At 35.8% G+C, this 15,672-nt stretch carries 10 protein-coding genes and 1 pseudogene; 8 read left to right on the forward strand and 3 right to left on the reverse strand.

Features of this window, described 5'->3' with window-relative positions:
- Positions 1–2,469 (forward strand): DNA topoisomerase (ATP-hydrolyzing) subunit B, encoded by a 2,469-nt coding sequence (gene gyrB / locus ACK1JC_RS13845; RefSeq protein WP_409512455.1) that lies wholly within the window; start codon positions 1–3, stop codon positions 2,467–2,469.
- 170 nt (positions 2,470–2,639) lie between these two features.
- Entirely contained in the window at positions 2,640–3,005 is a 366-nt protein-coding gene (locus tag ACK1JC_RS13850; RefSeq protein WP_409512456.1) for a hypothetical protein, read from the forward strand.
- Between the two features lie 763 nt (positions 3,006–3,768).
- On the opposite strand, the gene ACK1JC_RS13855 is transcribed toward ACK1JC_RS13850, so the two are convergent.
- Positions 3,769–5,706, reverse strand: coding sequence for an ATP-binding cassette domain-containing protein (locus ACK1JC_RS13855; RefSeq protein ID WP_409512457.1), 1,938 nt, complete (start codon positions 5,704–5,706; stop codon positions 3,769–3,771).
- Positions 5,707–5,891: 185 nt separating this feature from the next.
- On the opposite strand from ACK1JC_RS13855, the gene ACK1JC_RS13860 reads away from it, so the two are divergent.
- From ACK1JC_RS13860 to erpA, 5 genes and pseudogenes are all read left to right on the forward strand, one after another.
- Positions 5,892–6,899, forward strand: a complete 1,008-nt coding sequence (locus tag ACK1JC_RS13860; protein WP_409512458.1) for a putative solute-binding protein — start codon at positions 5,892–5,894, stop codon at positions 6,897–6,899.
- 526 nt (positions 6,900–7,425) lie between these two features.
- Positions 7,426–7,665 (forward strand): annotated as a pseudogene (locus ACK1JC_RS13865) (putative solute-binding protein); the annotation flags it as partial.
- Between the two features lie 409 nt (positions 7,666–8,074).
- Positions 8,075–9,082, forward strand: coding sequence for a putative solute-binding protein (locus tag ACK1JC_RS13870; protein WP_409512459.1), 1,008 nt, complete (start codon positions 8,075–8,077; stop codon positions 9,080–9,082).
- 245 nt (positions 9,083–9,327) lie between these two features.
- Complete coding sequence (locus tag ACK1JC_RS13875; RefSeq protein WP_409512460.1) at positions 9,328–10,332, forward strand: putative solute-binding protein; 1,005 nt, start codon at positions 9,328–9,330, stop codon at positions 10,330–10,332.
- 137 nt (positions 10,333–10,469) lie between these two features.
- A complete protein-coding gene (gene erpA, locus ACK1JC_RS13880; RefSeq protein WP_409512461.1) occupies positions 10,470–10,805 on the forward strand; it encodes an iron-sulfur cluster insertion protein ErpA in 336 nt (111 codons plus the stop codon).
- Between the two features lie 112 nt (positions 10,806–10,917).
- Here the strand turns inward: erpA and ACK1JC_RS13885 are convergent, their stop codons facing one another.
- On the reverse strand, positions 10,918–11,757 hold the full coding sequence (locus ACK1JC_RS13885) for an alpha/beta fold hydrolase (protein WP_409512462.1): 840 nt from the start codon (positions 11,755–11,757) through the stop codon (positions 10,918–10,920).
- Positions 11,758–11,890: 133 nt separating this feature from the next.
- Complete coding sequence (locus tag ACK1JC_RS13890; RefSeq protein ID WP_409512463.1) at positions 11,891–13,018, reverse strand: anhydro-N-acetylmuramic acid kinase; 1,128 nt, start codon at positions 13,016–13,018, stop codon at positions 11,891–11,893.
- 63 nt (positions 13,019–13,081) lie between these two features.
- Here ACK1JC_RS13890 and tyrS point away from each other — a divergent pair, with 63 nt between their 5' ends.
- Positions 13,082–14,314: a tyrosine--tRNA ligase gene (tyrS, locus tag ACK1JC_RS13895; RefSeq protein WP_409512464.1), complete on the forward strand. Its 1,233-nt coding sequence runs from the start codon at positions 13,082–13,084 to the stop codon at positions 14,312–14,314.
- The last annotated feature ends 1,358 nt before the right edge of the window (positions 14,315–15,672 follow it).

Below are 15,672 nucleotides of genomic sequence, written 5' to 3' on the forward strand. Positions count from 1 at the left end.
ATGAGTTCAGAAGATCAATCAGCATCTCAAACAGAACAAACCACTGAAAAGGCTTATGACTCTTCCAGTATCAAAGTTTTACGTGGATTGGACGCTGTACGTAAACGTCCAGGCATGTACATTGGTGACACTGATGATGGTTCAGGCTTGCATCATATGGTTTTTGAAGTGGTCGATAATGCCATTGATGAAGCTTTAGCAGGTTATTGTGACGAGATTAAAGTTACGATTCATGAGGATGAGTCGGTTAGTGTATCGGACAATGGTCGTGGTATTCCAACCGATATTCACCCAGAAGAGGGCGTATCTGCAGCAGAAGTGATTTTAACGATTCTGCATGCAGGCGGTAAATTTGACGATAACAGTTATAAGGTTTCAGGTGGTTTACACGGTGTTGGTGTATCCGTTGTAAATGCACTTTCAAGCAAACTTGAATTGACCATTCAGCGTGCTGGGCATATTCACCAACAAGAATATAAACATGGCGATTCTGTTTATCCGCTTAAAGTCATTGGCGATACAACTGAAACAGGTACTACTGTTCGTTTTTGGCCAAGCGCTGAAACGTTTAGCCAAACTATTTTTAATGTTGATATTTTAGCACGTCGTTTACGAGAGCTTTCATTTTTGAATGCAGGCGTACGTATTGTACTTGCGGATAATCGTATTGGGTCTGAGCATGTATTCGATTACGAAGGTGGTTTGTCTGAGTTTGTAAAATATATCAATCAGGGCAAAACACATCTGAATGACATTTTCCATTTCACCACAATGGCAGATAATGGCATTGGTGTTGAAGTTGCATTACAGTGGAATGATACTTATCAGGAAAATGTTCGTTGCTTTACCAATAACATTCCTCAAAAAGATGGTGGTACGCATCTTGCCGGTTTCCGTGCAGCTTTAACACGTGGCTTAAACAGCTATATGGAAAGTGAAAACTTACTCAAAAAAGAGAAAGTTGCTGTTTCAGGTGATGATGCGCGTGAAGGTTTAACTGCAATTGTTTCAGTGAAGGTACCTGATCCAAAGTTCTCCTCACAAACCAAAGAAAAATTGGTTTCAAGTGAAGTAAAAACGGCTGTTGAGCAAGCGATGAATAAATCGTTCTCTGAATATCTTTTAGAGAACCCTGCAGCAGCCAAATCGATTGCGGGTAAAATCATTGATGCGGCACGTGCACGTGATGCTGCTCGTAAAGCGCGTGAATTAACTCGTCGTAAAAGTGTATTAGATATTGCTGGATTGCCAGGTAAGTTAGCAGATTGCCAAGAAAAAGATCCTGCACTTTCTGAATTATACTTAGTCGAAGGTGACTCTGCGGGTGGTTCTGCGAAGCAGGGACGTAACCGTAAGATGCAAGCCATTCTTCCGTTAAAAGGTAAAATCCTGAACGTAGAGCGTGCACGCTTTGACAAAATGATTTCATCGCAAGAAGTGGGTACGCTTATTACTGCACTCGGTTGTGGTATTGGTCGTGAAGAATATAATCCCGATAAATTGCGTTATCATAAAATCATTATTATGACCGATGCGGACGTGGATGGTTCACACATTCGTACTTTACTTCTGACTTTCTTCTTCCGTCAAATGCCTGAACTTGTAGAACGTGGTTATATTTATATTGCACAACCACCGTTATATAAACTTAAAAAGGGTAAGCAAGAGCAGTATCTCAAAGATAATGATGCACTTGAAACTTACCTTATTTCAAATGCGATTGATGAACTGAATTTACATATTAGTGCAGAAGCACCTGCTATTCGTGGTGATGCACTAGCTAAAGTGATTGCTGATTATCAAACATCACAAAAGAGTATTCAGCGTTTAACAGTACGCTATCCAGCGAGTTTATTAGATGGTTTGCTTGAGTTGGAAGGCTTTAAGCTTGATCAGAATCATGATGAGTCATATGTGAAGCAATGGGGCGAGAAATTGGCTGTAGCTATTGCTCAAAATCAGCCTTCATTGCGTCCTGAAATTACATTAGAGCCGTTTGATAAAGAACATGCAGATGGCACGAAAGTGACACACTTTTGGCCACGTGTAACGATTTATGTTCATAATTTGCCACATCATTATTTACTTGATCAGGGCTTACTTGCATCAAATGAATACAAGCGTTTACTACAAAACTCGAAGAGTTGGTTTACTTTACTTGAAGATGGCGCTTATTTGCAAAAAGGTGAGAAGAAAATTAATGTTGCTACATTCCATCAGGTTTGGCAGCATATTTTGTCTGATTCACGTCGTGGCATGATGATCCAGCGTTATAAAGGTCTGGGTGAGATGAATGCTGAACAGCTTTGGGAAACGACAATGGATCCTGAAAATCGTAATATGCTTCAAGTGACCATTGATGATGCGATTGAAGCAGATCGTATGTTCTCTTGTTTGATGGGTGATGACGTAGAACCGCGTCGTGCATTCATTGAAGAAAATGCTTTAAATGCAGATATTGATGCTTAATTGAGCATTAATTCTGCAAAAAACCCCGAATAGTTAACTCTCTCGGGGTTTTCTTTTATTTGAATAAAAGTGTCTTCGTAGCGCAATATTTCTTTTATGAAAATGACTTATTTTTGTGGCATATTGAATCATCAATCTCTAGATTATTATAAAATAAGAGGCTAAGTATAATGGATAGACAATTAGAACAAACCCGAGATGGTTGGATTAATGCTTTTTTTACGGGAAATTATGAAGTTTTAGCGCAGTTTGAAGCACCATCATTTAAGGTAATTTATGAAAAAGAAGGGATTACTGAAAGTAGTGTAACTCGCTATGAAAAAATTGCACATGCGGTTAAAAATGGTGTGTGGAAGCCACAAAAACCTGAAATTTCGAGTGAGGAATTTGAGTTTGATCGTGAGCAAACTCATTGTAAAGTGACTTTGGAGCTTGAAAATGAATTACGTCAAATTCAAGAATTATGGATCTATGATTCGGATTGGAAAATTATAGAGCTTCGCTTTTGTAAGGTGAGAAAAGTTCAAAATATATAAGTGATTTAAATGGTGTGTGAGTGAGAAAAACATTGTATGGACAGTGTTTTTTTTTTGCTTAAAAATTTGATTATTGCTTAGTATCGTTTATTTGATATGTCTAATGAGCGTATTTTTGTAGTAAGAGTTTTTTATGGAAAGGAATTAAGAATACTCAAATTTACTTCCTAAGTAGCTAAAAAATCTCTTTAAAAAGCGATAATAGTCAGTGTTATTCGTCAGAATTGTATGTATTTTAATCAAACATAAAGCTAAAATAATAAAAAATAAGTGTAGAAAATTATTCTAATAATAAAAAAGTAGCAGTTTTATGCCATTCATATTCATAAATAGTTTTGTATCAGAGAGAAATTTAAAAATATAAAACAAAAAATCAACACTTATCCACAGGTATTATTTATTGATATATAAATGGCATCGGAATTAAATTTAAATTATATTTTTATGCATTGTGGATAACATGATTTCCTTGAGAGTTAAGGAGATGAAGGTATTTAGTTATATTGTTTTAAATGCATTAGTTAAGTTAAAATAAAGAATGTTAAAAATGTTCCACGGAAACATATAAATAAAAGTTATGTATTTTTTTTGAAATAAAATCAAATACTTGATCTTAATATTGTTTTATATTAAAGGGGATTCAGGTCAGCAGAGTCATTAAATAAAATATTCATTTTGTAAATAAGAGTGATATTTATTTTTTTACATTTTTCGATAATAAAAAAAGCCGCTAAATAGCGGCTTTTAAGCACAAAATGAAAAATTATTCAAAAGAGCTTTCGAGCTCTTCCAATTCCATCATCAGTTCTAACATTTTTTCTTCAGATTTTTCTAATTTACCCTTGAGGACACTTTGTTCATCCATTAATTTTAGTAAATCATTTTTACGATGGGCTTCATACAGTGCTGAATCACCAAGTAAGGTTTCAATTTCTGCTAAACGAGGCTGGATTTTACTAACTTCAGCTTCAATTTTTTCGATATTTTTACGAATCGGACGACTCAGCTCTCTTTGACGAGCAGCTTCTTTACGTTGTGCCTCTTTATCGCCTTTATTTGAAGATGCTGTTTTCTCAATGACTTGAGATTTAACAGGTTCAGCAGGTTTTTGACCATTTTTCATCATGTCGATACGAGCTTGGCGTAACCAATCTGCATAAGCAACCAAATCGCCATCAAATTCACGGCTTTCACCGCCATGAACTAAAATAAGCTCATCACAAACACTCGCCACCAATTGACGTTCATGCGAAACCAAAACCACAGCACCTTCAAAGTCGGTGAGTGCCATAGTCAAAGCATGGCGCATATCTAAGTCTAAATGGTTGGTCGGTTCATCGAGAATCAAAACATTTGGGCGTTGCCATACAATGAGAGCCAAAGCCAAACGTGCACGTTCACCGCCTGAGAAGCTTTCACTTGGTGTATCCATACGTTCGCCACTAAAACCAAAGCTCCCTAAGAATGAACGTAAGCTTGCTTCACTGATTTTTTTATCGGCAATACGTGCCAATTGCAACATTGGACTCGCATTACCATCCAAAGCATCCATTTGATGCTGTGCAAAATAACCAATATTCAGCAGTTCAGAGTCTTTACGAAGACCTTGCATGAGCTGTAAATCACCAACTAAAGATTTGATTAATGTCGATTTACCTGCACCATTCATCCCGAGTAAACCAATACGACTAGTCGGTGTAATTTGTAAATTCACATTGGTGACAATCAGTTTTTCACCATAACCAATATCTGCATGTTCAAGCTCAAGTAATGGTGAGCTCATTTTTGTTGGTTCGCGGAAACTAAAGGTAAATGGTGTATCCACATGTGCAGCAGAAAGTTCTTGCATGCGTTCAAGCTGTTTAATACGGCTTTGTGCTTGTTTAGCTTTGGTTGCTTGTGCTTTAAAACGATCGATATATTTTTGTAAATGCGCACGAGTTTCAAGCTGCTTTTCATACGCTTGTTGTTGTTGCGCTAGGCGTTCACTACGAGTACGTTCAAAGGTAGAGTAGTTCCCTGTATAGAGAATTAATTCTTGATTTTCAATATGTAAAATATGATCAGTAATGGCATCTAAGAAATCACGGTCATGTGAAATGAGTACCAATGTACCTTCGTAGGCTTTCAGCCAATCTTCTAACCATAAAATAGCATCTAAATCTAAATGGTTAGTCGGTTCATCAAGTAATAATAAGTCTGAACGGCTCATGAGGGTGCGTGCGAGGTTCAAACGCATGCGCCAACCACCAGAAAAACTCGAAACATCAAGTTGTGATTGATGTTCAAAGAAACCTAGTCCTGCCATGAGTTGTGATGCTTTTGAGGGTGCTGTATAACCATCAATTTCATCAAAACGTCCATATAAATGTGCAAGTTCATTGTCATCTAAGTTTTCAGGATGATCGAGTTTGTTTTGAATTTCCCAAAATTCTTCATCGCCTGAAAGTACAAAATCAATGGCTTTCATGTCTAAGGCTTTAATTTCTTGCGCCATGTGTGCAACGGTCCAAACTGCTGGACGAGTTAAAGAGCCACCATCAGATTCCATACCACCTAAAAGTGCAGAGAAAAGCGTTGATTTACCTGCACCATTGACACCTGTCAAACCAATCTTCCAGCCTGGATGGAGTTGCATAGACGCTTTTTGAAATAAAATTCGTCCGCCACGGCGAATCGAAAGTTGGTCGAGCTGAATCATGAAACGTCATTCTTTTGAACACAAGGTTGGCTATTTTAAAGGATATCTTGAGTAAAACAAAAAAAATTATAAAAGATTGAGTTATCGTTACTTATCGGAAAATAGAGCAAAGGCTCTATTTTTGTGGGAAAAAGTGATTTATTGTTAATTTGTATAAAATACAATCAAAAGTATAAGGAAATACAATGAAAAATGGCGTACTTGCATTGGCTGTCTTAATATCAATGGGAATGACAAGCACTGCTCAGGCAAAACAAGATGTATGTGTATTTGATTTACTGGGCAAGGCCGGTGAATCTTATAAAATGATGGAAGAATGGCGTTTAGCAGCTAAAGGATGGAACGCAGATATTCAATTAATCGCTTATCAGAATGAAGAGCGCGCAGACGAAGATTTTAAAGCAGGTAAGTGTGATGCTGTTTATATGACCACTATGCGTGCACGATCTTATAATAAATTTGCTGGCTCAGTCGATGCATTAGGTGGAGTACCAAGTAATGCAATTGCACAAAAAGCGATTATTTATGTCCTTGATAAACGTAATATAAAGCGTTTAAAAACCAATATTGATGGTGTGGATTATGAAGTCGGTGGTATTGGGCAAATTGGTCCTGCCTATATTTTTGTAAAAGATAAAAGAATCAATACGATTGAAAAAGGTGTGGGGAAGCGATTCGCTGTTCTTGAATACGATAAAGCCCAAATTGCTATGGTAAAACGTGTGGGAGCAATACCTGTACCTTCTGATGTTTCTGATTTTGTCGCAAAGTTTAATAAAGGTCAGGCAGATATGGTTGGGGCACCTGCTTATGCTTATAAACCTTTAGAAATTGAGAAGGGTTTAGGTCAAACAGGTGCAATGGTTGATTTTCCTGTGCTTAATGTCACTGCTGATTTAATTTTTAATACAGCCAAATTTCCTATGGGTTTTGGTGAACGATCTAGAACTTGGTTTATTAAACAATTACCTCGTCAATTTGCTATGGTAAAGCGCCTTGAAGATGGTATTCCTGCTAAGTATCGGATAGATTTGAGTAAAGAAGAGCGAGAAAAATACCAAAAATTACTCAGAGATGGTCGGATTGAACTGACCAAACAAGGCATTTATGATGCAAGTATGATGTCGGTGTTAAAACGTGCACGTTGCTCAGTCGATCGCACCAATTTTGAATGCTCATTGGGTGGAGAATAATCGCTTAATTCATACCTAATTTTTGATCATTTCTGAACTAATTCAAAGCCTTTTGAAATTTAATTTTAAAAGGCTCTTTTTTTGAAGTATGAAGTTAAACATACTGTTGTTTAATTTTAATTATTTTATATATTAAAATATCTTTATATTATGAAAAATCAGATGATTTAAAATTTACATCTTTAAATAAGTTTAATTAACTGATAATCATCAATAAAATAAAAAAATCTCAAATTTAAATGTGCGCTTTATCGGAAAAAATGTAAGACACCTTTTTTGCAAAATAAGTCACATTATATTTATAAATTGAAAAAAATTACATTAAAAAATATTTCAACCTCTATCTTGTAATTTGATGAGTTTGTAAGACTAAAATAATTTTAGAATTAATGTAAACATAAAAATATTAGGTGTGATTTTAATTGATGGATTCATTCTTCGTGAGAGCTTTAACGAAAATGTATAATAAAAAGGTAAATAGTTGAAAATTTTAAATAAATTAATGATACTCGGTTTGAGTGGTGTATTTTTACCGCAGATTGCTCAAGCGAAGCAATCAGTTTGCGTTATGGAAGCTGAAATTCCTACTAAATATAAACTCGATATTTCAGCTGGAGATAAACTTCGCTATCAAAAATTACTTCGTGATGGACGTATAGAACTCACTAAAAATGGTGTGTATGATGCAACGATGATGTCTGTTTTAAAACGTGCACGTTGTACTATTGAACGAACCAACTTTGAGTATTCGTTAAGTGGTGAATAATAGGAATGAGTAAAAAATTTGAAAATATCGGGACATTCAATAAAATAGAGTTATTACGACAATAAAAATTGGCTTATTTTATATACTTTTAGAATATTTTGTTTTTCAGGTTAATTTTTATAAAGTTGAGTACTGTATTGGCGTAATTGCTTATTTCATCATTAAAAATGAATAATTTTATAAATTCCTATGTAAAGACTATGCGATGAAACTGTGAGTTCTTGCAAAGAATATAGAAAAATTGTAAAACTGAATGTACAGTCAAAACATAAGTATATGAAAAATATTAATAAATAAAATGTCTAAAAAAAATGGAGCAAATGCTCTATTTTTTTTATATAAAGCTGATTAATATTGCGCATATGGAGCGTTCTGTATTCCTGAACAATAAATCGAAAAGGATGTAATTATGAAAAAAATTGCCTTAGCAATTGCTGCAACAACAGTGGTCGGTTTTGCATCATCTGCACAAGCTGCTGTCAATGTATGCGTATTTGACTTGTTAGGTAAGTCTGGCGAATCGTATCAAATGGCTCAGGAATGGGCGCTTTCTGCTAAATCTTGGGGTGCTGATGTTGTTTTACTACCTAAGCAAGATGAAGCAGTAGCGGACAATGATTTCAAAGCAGGTAAATGTGATGGCGTATTTATGACTGCAATGCGCGCACGTCAATACAATAAATTTGCAGGTTCAATTGATTCTATTGGTGGTGTTCCAAGTAATGCGATTGCACAAAAAGCAATTACTTTTGCATTAGATCCACGTAATGCTGCAAAAATGACGACAACGCTTGGTGGAAAAAAATATGAAGTTGCAGGTATTGCCCCACTAGGTTCTGCATTTATATTTGTACGTGATAAAAGTATCAATTCGATTGAAAAAGCAGCAGGTAAGAAATTTGCTGTTTTAAGCTATGATAATGCTCAAAAAATACTTGTACAGCGTGTTGGTGCACAAGCAGTTCCTTCGGATATTACTAATTTTGTTGCAAAATTTAACAATGGTCAAGTCGATATGGTTGGTGCGCCAGCTTATGCCTACAAACCTCTTGAAATTCAAAAAGGTCTAGGTACAAACGGTGCAATGTTTAACTTTCCGGTATTACAAGTAACAGCAGATTTTGTCATTCGTCCTGAGAAATTTCCAGCAGGTTTTGGTCAAAAATCGCGTGATTATTTTGTAAAAAATTTGCCAAAAAGCTTTGCTATGATCAATCGCTTGGAAGCGACTATTCCTGCAAAATACAAAATGAACCTAACGCCTGAAGATAAATTGAAATACCAAAAGTTGATGCGTGACGGTCGTTTGGAACTGACGAAACAAGGCATCTATGATGCAGGTATGATGTCTGTATTGAAAAAAGCACGTTGTTCTGTCGATAAAGCGAATTTTGAGTGTTCACTTGGCGGTGAATAATAATTAAGATTATTGATTTTTAATAAAAAGTCTAGATTTCGATCTAGACTTTTTAAATTGTATTTTCATGTCATTCTTGCCATTGTGGTTGCTCTTAAATCCAGTATTCTTGTGATGAAAAGTAGAGACTTTGTATTATGTGATCAGATATAAAGTTGTATTTATTGTCTATGCCTACGCTCATTTGGATGATTAGGGCAGATCATGAATAATTAAAAGAGATGATCAAGGAAAGGAAAAAAATAATGAAATTATCCAAAGCTTTATTACTGTCAGCAGGGCTTATGGCAACTGCTTCAGCAACTCAAGCAAAGCAAGTGATGTGTGTATTTGACCTAGTAGGTAAAAGTGGTGATGTTTATACTTTAATGAAAGATTATCAGCTTGCTGCCAAAAGTTGGGGGGCTGATATTGAGTTACGTGTAAATCAAAATGAAGCAGTGATTGCAGAAGATTTTAAAGCGGGTAAATGTGACGGTATTAGTGTGACGGGTATGCGTGGTCGTCAGTTTAATAACTTTACAGGTTCTTTAGATGCAATTGGTGCTATTCCTGATGTAAACCTTGCGGTAAAAGTGATGCAAGGTCTTTCAACTCCTGCATTTGCAAAATACATGACTAGTGGTCAATATGAAGTAGTCGGTGTTATTCCTGTCGGCGATGCTTATCTTATGGTTAATGACCGTAGTATTAATACCGTTGCAAAAGCGGCAGGTAAGAAAATAGCAGTACTTGATTATGATCAAGCACAAAAAATTATGGTTCAGCAAATCGGTGCACAGGCGGTAAGTGCTGATGTAACTAACTTTGGTGCAAAGTTTAACAATGGTCAGGTCGACATTATTGGTGCACCTGCTGCTGTATTTAAACCGTTAGAATTACATAAAGGTTTAGGTACCAAAGGTGCGATTGTCAATTATCCAATTTTGCAAATTACGGGTAATTTGATTATTCGCCCAGATAAATTCCCAGCAGGTTTTGGTCAAAAATCGCGTGATTGGGTAAAATCACAATTACCACGTGCTAACGGTATTATTGGAAAAATGAAGGCTGATATTCCTGCTAAATATTGGATGCAAGTTCCTGCAGGTGATCAACCAGGTTATCAAAAGTTGATGCGTGAATCACGTATTAGCTTGACCAAGCAAGGTGTGTATAACAAACAAATGATGAAGTTTTTGTGGCAGTTCCGCTGTAAACAAAATCCGAAAAACTTTGAATGCGCACTTCAGGACGAAAACTACAAGTAAGCTCAAATTTATTCAGAGTCTTTTACTCTGAATAAACTTTAAAGTTCGTAGACTGACCATATATTGAGTATGTTATTATATTGAATATATGGTTTTGTCTTTTTAGAACCATCCAGATTGTTTGAGGAATACCGATCATGAATGCACAAGTGCTTGAGATGACTGATAATGCTGCAAATAAAGTTCGCCAGCTACGTGATAGCGAGGGGAATCAAGATTTGATGTTACGAGTTTATGTGACAGGTGGCGGTTGTTCAGGTTTTTCTTATGGCTTTAATTTTGCAGAAAGCCAAAATGAAGATGATGCCGAATTTTCGAATGGCGATGTGAAAATGCTCGTAGACTCATTGAGTTATCAGTATTTAGTCGGTTCAAAAGTAGATTATCTTGAAGGTTTAGAAGGTTCACGTTTTATTGTAGATAATCCAAATGCAACGACTACATGTGGTTGTGGATCATCATTCTCAATCTAAAATATATGCTGATGTACTGACTGACGAATGAAATATCAAAGCCCTCAAATAATGAGGGCTTTTTTATGGATTTTAATTAAGTGTGAAATGGTTAAGCATAAAAATAGGTATGTTATTGAATGCTCCCTAATACATGTTGTGTAAGTTCTTGGGCATTTTGTACAGGAATCCAATGTGTAGCATCCATAATCACTTCTTGGTACGGTGCTTCCACATAATCTTTATTGAGTTTTACACTTTTTTCACCAATTGCTGTGTCATGTTTGCCCCAAATAAATAAAGTCGGTACAGTCACAGGTTTCGTTAAATTTTTATTTGAACTAAATGGCAGGGCACGATACCAATTCAACGCTGTACTTAGGCGTTTGTCTTGTACCATTTCTTTTTGAAAATCTTTCAATTGTTGCTCATTCATTCCTGAATTTTTTAATAAACCTAGACCAATTCTTGGCAATTTTTCAAAGAGTAGTTCTGGGATTTTAGGTAGTTGGAATAGTCCAATATAATATGATTTGAAAAGCTGATTACTACTGAGCATTGAACGCATAAATGCTGCTTTATGTGGTACTGAAATAGTAATGAGATGCTTAATTTTTTCAGGATAAGTTTGTGCTATTTCCCACGCAACAACTGCACCCCAGTCATGTCCCATCAAATAAGCAGGTTCCTGAATAATATCAAGTAAAGTATTAATATCTTCAACCAACGCTGAGCTACGATAGTCACGACGTTTCGAGGGTTGTGCACCAAGACTATATCCACGTTGGTTGACTGCAAAAGTACGGTAGCCTTGCTGATTGAGAATTTCAGCAGTGTGTTGCCAACTTTGATTGGTTTCGGGAAATCCATGCAGTAATACAAACGGCTTTCCATCTAAAGGACCACGATCTATCACATCAAAAGTGAGTCCATCTCTTTGGTATTGTTCGATGCGTTGTTGTTTCACGTTCATTGTGGAATATTCTCAAAATTATTTTTATTGATAGTGGCAGTTTTATATTTTTTGTTCACAGCAGTACAGGACAGGCAATAGGCTTTATAGGTCGAAAATTGTAGAACAATGATCGACCTATAACTCAACTATTTTAAACAAAAGTAATAGTACCTAAAATACGATCACCTTTAGCACCTGTCACATTAGGAAGATTACCACTGAGATGTTGATCTGAGCGCATTGCTAACCATGCAAAAGCAGTCGCTTCAACCCAAGTTGGTGCAAGTCCGAGTGCAGACGTTGTTTGCACAGACCAATTATGTTTGCGTAAACGCCAACGGAGTTGTTCAAGCAAATGTGAATTATATGCACCGCCACCACAGACATAGACTTCACCAGTATCCATATTTGAACGATAAATGGCTTTTTTAATTGCACGAGTAGTCAGTTTTAGTAAAGTTGCTTGTACATTTTCAGGTGTATCTTCGAGTTCATCATATTCAAGATCATTGCGCCAATCTGTGATTTTTTCATCTAACCATTCAAGATTAAAGTCTTCACGTCCTGTACTTTTTGGGGGTTCTTTGGAGAAATATTCATGTGACTGTAAACGATCAAGTAGGCTACGAATTGGTTGTCCATACGCTGCCCAATTACCATTTTCATCATAAGGTTGGCCCGTATAGCGGTGACACCATGCATCCATCAAAATATTGGCAGGTCCTGTATCAAAACCATAAACAGCATTGGGTTGACCTGCGGGCAACATGCTGACATTGGCAATACCGCCTAAGTTTAAAATCACCCGATGAATACTTTCATGTTGAAAGAGTGCTTGGTGAAATGCAGGAACCAAGGGTGCTCCTTGGCCACCTGCTGCCATATCACGACGTCTAAAATCGGAAATTACTGGAATTTGCGTGATTTCAGTAATGATGTTGGGATCACCAATTTGTAAGGTAAAACCATGTTCAGGACGATGACGAATGGTTTGCCCATGTGAACCAATGGCTTTAATTTGAGTTTTATCTAGATTATTTTCAGCAATCAATTGGTTTACGCCGTGTCCAATCATAGTAGCCAAAGCCATATCAGCTTTACCCATGCGGTCAATTTCATTGTCATCAGGTAACGTGAGTTCCATCAATTCATCACGTAAATGAGGATCGAAAGGTACGGTTAATGTTGCATGAATGTGGAGTGGATTAAATGAAGCAGCAACAAAATCGACGCCGTCCATGCTCGTGCCCGTCATTACGCCAATATAGATTGTTGTCATGAAATATACTTCGCCTGCATTGTGCTGAAAAAGTGTTAGTATATCGCACAAATTGAACAACATATGTATTTGGGTTTTGTGATGTCAAATTTCCTGCCAGCCGAAGAACAACTTGCCCTCATTCAACGAGGTACACACGAAATTATTTCTGAAGAGGATCTTTTAAAGAAACTCAAAGAAAATCGTCCTTTAAAAATTAAGGCGGGCTTTGATCCTACAGCGCCAGATTTGCACTTAGGTCATACCGTTTTAATCAATAAATTAAAAACGTTCCAAGACTTAGGTCATGACGTGACATTCTTGATTGGTGATTACACTGCCATGATTGGTGATCCAACAGGAAAGAGCGCAACCCGTCCACCATTGTCACGTGAACAAGTATTAGAGAATGCTAAAACCTATCAAGAACAAGTTTTTAAAATTCTTGATCCTGCTAAAACGAAAGTACGTTTTAACTCAGAATGGTTTGCAGAAAAATCTGCGGCTGATTTGATTCAGTTGGCTTCACAGCAAACTGTGGCGCGTATGCTTGAACGTGATGATTTCACCAAGCGTTATAACAACCATCAGCCGATTGCAATTCATGAGTTTTTGTATCCATTGGTACAAGGTTATGACTCGGTTGCACTTGAAGCCGATGTTGAGTTGGGTGGTACAGATCAAACCTTTAACTTATTGATGGGACGTACACTTCAAGGTCGTTATGATCAAGAAGCGCAAGTGTGTATTACTGTACCCATCCTTGAAGGTTTGGATGGTGTAAATAAGATGTCTAAATCTTTAGGCAACTATATTGGCGTATTTGATGCACCGGGTGCGATGTATCAAAAAGTCCTTTCTATGCCAGATAGCTTAATTGAACGCTATTTTGATTTACTCAGCTTCAAATCATTAGATGAAATTGCGGTTCTATTGAAAGAGGTTGAAGAAGGTCGTAATCCTCAAGATGTGAAGAAAATTCTTGCACTGGAATTGGTTGAACGTTTCCACGGTACTGAAGCTGCTGAACATGCCCACAAAGGAGCAGGTAACTTAATTACTGAAGGTGAACTTCCTGAAGGAACGCCTGAAGTAACCATTTCACGTGGTGAGTTTGGTGGTGAAGTTTCGATTATTTCAATTCTTCGTGCCGCAGGCTTAACCAAAAATTCAGCTCAATCTAAAGATGCTGTTGGTCGTGGTGCAGTTAAGGTTGATTGGAATGTAGTTGATGCAGGCTTTATGGTCAAAGAAAATGGTACTTTGATTATTCAGGCAAGTAAGAAAGCAATTGCGAAAGTAACCTTTACTGATTAAGGTAATTTGTTGTTAAGTAATTGAAAAATAAAGGCTGCCAAAAGGTGGCCTTTTTGTATATTTCTTTATCTCTATTAAATATATTGTCATAAAAAAAACATCTATAAAAACAGTGATTAATTTTTTCTATTTTGATTGCATTTGCTAAATAATCTGATTATATTAAGTAACGAAAATTGTGGTTTAAATCACATTTCAGAGGGCACAAGTACAAAATAATAATAACTGCGAAATAATCGGTCAAATCACTAGATTTGACTTTAATAGGGGAATGATTTTGGGAGAGATCGTTTCCCTTTTTCTTTGCTATATGATTCTAACGTATAATATCAATCAACTTTCCTTTTCTTAGATTCTATTTGGATCGATATTTTTGATCGCAAAAACTATAGCAAAATAGCGATTGTTCCACGTGGAGTAAGTTATCTGATAAAAAACTTGAGTATGAAAATGATTTATCATTAATGAGAAAATAGGGTTTAGCTTTGTGAAGATATTTATTCAACAATACTATAAAGCGACAATCGTTATGCTATGAATAAAAGTTCTGACTATAAGATTTTCACTTGTGTTTTTGGTTTAATATATTGATATTTAAAAATTATTATATTCTTCATGGATATTATCATAAACAAAAAAGGCAGATCCTTGATCTGCAATTTTTATACATAAATAGTCGTGATAAAAAAGAAGAGACTTTCAATAAGATGTGTAGCTTAAATATAACTATTTTATAATTTATAAAAACTACATAGTTACTCTATCGTTTACATCAGTAGGAAATAAAAAAATATATCTAATATGGGATAGAGCTATAAAAAAGATTTAAAAATAAGTTAATGCATCTATATATAGATATAAAAGTGATTTAGACGACTAAACTTCTACTTCTACTAGATCACTTTTAAAAACTAGCTTCTATTTATAAATAGGCACTGAAGTGATAGTAGGAATATTGGGATTTTAAATATTTGAGAAAATTGTAGTGTTTCCTATTTTTTATATTTTTAAGGTATGACGATATTGGTATAAGAAAATCAAAAGCCTTATATAGGTATTTTAAAATGCAACTATTTTACTAGAGTAAAAAAGAGCTTGATGTTGAAAGATTAGTTGAATTTGGATTATTTGAGGCTTTTATATTGAGATTATTATAAAAGAATCAGATTATTTAGAGTAATTTTGTTGAATAAATAGGCGAAAAGCGAACTAAAAGAGTAATTTGGTATAAAAAAAAGTCGCTTGGCATGAATAATGCATTTTGGGGGTTGCGTTGAGAAAGAAATGGTATAGAATGCACCCCATACCGACGAGATAGACGGAAACGAACGAAGCATAAAGTGCTGAGTTGTTAAGTA

The organism is Acinetobacter sp. TY2 (assembly GCF_046269225.1).
In the GTDB taxonomy this organism is placed as follows: Bacteria; Pseudomonadota; Gammaproteobacteria; order Pseudomonadales; family Moraxellaceae; genus Acinetobacter.